This window comes from Mesorhizobium sp. M7A.F.Ca.CA.002.09.1.1 (assembly GCF_003998555.1).
GTDB classification, from domain to species: domain Bacteria; phylum Pseudomonadota; class Alphaproteobacteria; order Rhizobiales; family Rhizobiaceae; genus Mesorhizobium; species Mesorhizobium ciceri.
In genome coordinates this window covers 1-1,103 of record NZ_RZRR01001288.1, presented here as the reverse complement: position 1 = coordinate 1,103, position 1,103 = coordinate 1, and the positions used below count along the sequence as shown (strand labels likewise).

1 protein-coding gene and 1 pseudogene are annotated in these 1,103 nt (G+C 64.4%); both read left to right on the top strand.

Going from position 1 to position 1,103, the window contains the following annotated elements:
* On the top strand, positions 1-855 hold an 855-nt coding region (locus EN994_RS32595), incomplete at its 5' end, for a Gfo/Idh/MocA family oxidoreductase (RefSeq protein ID WP_164746482.1).
* Positions 855-1,067: pseudogene (locus EN994_RS32590) on the top strand (sugar phosphate isomerase/epimerase); the annotation flags it as partial. The gene EN994_RS32595 and the pseudogene EN994_RS32590, both read left to right, overlap by 1 nt.
* Between the last annotated feature and the right edge of the window lie 36 nt (positions 1,068-1,103).

Here is a 1,103-nt window from a genome sequence, read left to right as displayed (position 1 = left end):
GTGATCGTCGCCACGTCGGACGCCTATCACGTGCCGATGTCGATCAAGGCGCTCGATGCGGGAAAGCATGTCCTGTGCGAAAAGCCGATCGGCACCTCGGTGGAGGAAGGCGAGGCGCTGGCCCAGGCGGTCAGGCGCTCGGGCAAGGTGCTGCAGGTCGGGCATATGAAGCGCTTCGACCCGGCGCTGGAGGCCGCGCACGACTTCGTCCGCGACGAGATCGGCGAGGTGCTGGCGCTGAAGGCCTGGTACTGCGATTCCACCCATCGCTACACCAACACCGATGCCATTCAGCCGCTGCCGGTCACCAGCAAGCTGGCGAAGAAGCCGACCGGCAATCCCAAGGCTGATCTCAGGCAATATTTCATGCTGGCGCACGGCTCGCATCTCGTCGATACGGCGCGTTTCCTGTGCGGCGATATCGTTGCCGTGCGCGCCCGCCTCAATGAGAAATTCGGCGCCTATTGCTGGTTCGTCGAGACCGAGTTCGCCAGCGGCGCGCTCGGGCATCTCGACCTGACCGTTGCCGTGCGCATGGACTGGCACGAAGGTTTTCAGCTCTATGGCGAGAACGGCTCCGTCATCGCGAAAACCTTCAACCCCTGGTACTTCCGCGCCAGCGAGGTCGAGATATTTCACGAGAAGACCGCCACCGCCCACAAGCCGCTCGGCGCCGACGGCCACTTCTTCCGCCGCCAACTGGAAGGCCTAGCGGATACAGTCCTGAACGGCACGCCGATGCGCGGCGCCAATGTCGAGGACGGTATCGCCTCGATCCGCGCCATGGTCGCCATCGCGCGTTCGGTCGAGACAGGTGAACGGGTCGAACTCGCCTCGGTTTCGGGAGCGGTCTGATGCGTCTCGGCATTTTCGCCAAGACATTTGCCGGCACAGAGCCGGCTGCCGTGCTGACGGCGGTTAAGCAGGCTGGCTATGAGACGACGCAGTTCAATCTCGCCTGCGCCGGCCTGCCGTCGATGCCGGATGTCGTGCCGGCAGATGCCATCGCTTCCGTCCGTGCCGCAGTGCGATCGTCAGGCGTTTCGCTGGCCGCGCTGTCGGGCACAGCCTTGTCGGGATGCGCCATGTTGTAGGTGCCCGAC